Origin of the sequence: Streptomyces sp. 4F14, assembly GCF_048159485.1 — a bacterium.
GTDB lineage: Bacteria > Actinomycetota > Actinomycetes > Streptomycetales > Streptomycetaceae > Streptomyces.
The window spans coordinates 1-514 of the sequence record NZ_JBLRVY010000104.1; the positions used below are offsets into that span (position 1 = coordinate 1).

Here is a 514-nt window from a genome sequence, read left to right on the forward strand (position 1 = left end):
AGTAGCACGCTCAAGACCCGAAGCGGAGTGATCTAGCCATGGGCAGGTTGAAGCGGAGGTAAGACTTCGTGGAGGACCGAACCCACCAGGGTTGAAAACCTGGGGGATGACCTGTGGTTAGGGGTGAAAGGCCAATCAAACTCCGTGATAGCTGGTTCTCCCCGAAATGCATTTAGGTGCAGCGTCGTGTGTTTCTTGCCGGAGGTAGAGCACTGGATAGGCGATGGGCCCTACCGGGTTACTGACCTTAGCCAAACTCCGAATGCCGGTAAGTGAGAGCGCGGCAGTGAGACTGTGGGGGATAAGCTCCATGGTCGAGAGGGAAACAGCCCAGAGCATCGACTAAGGCCCCTAAGCGTACGCTAAGTGGGAAAGGATGTGGAGTCGCAGAGACAACCAGGAGGTTGGCTTAGAAGCAGCCACCCTTGAAAGAGTGCGTAATAGCTCACTGGTCTAGTGATTCCGCGCCGACAATGTAGCGGGGCTCAAGCGTACCGCCGAAGTCGTGTCATTG

1 rRNA gene is annotated in these 514 nt (G+C 56.0%); it reads left to right on the forward strand.

Annotation, left to right across the window (positions count from 1 at the left end):
* Nucleotides 1-514 (forward strand): 23S ribosomal RNA (locus tag ACLZOT_RS49820); the annotation flags it as partial.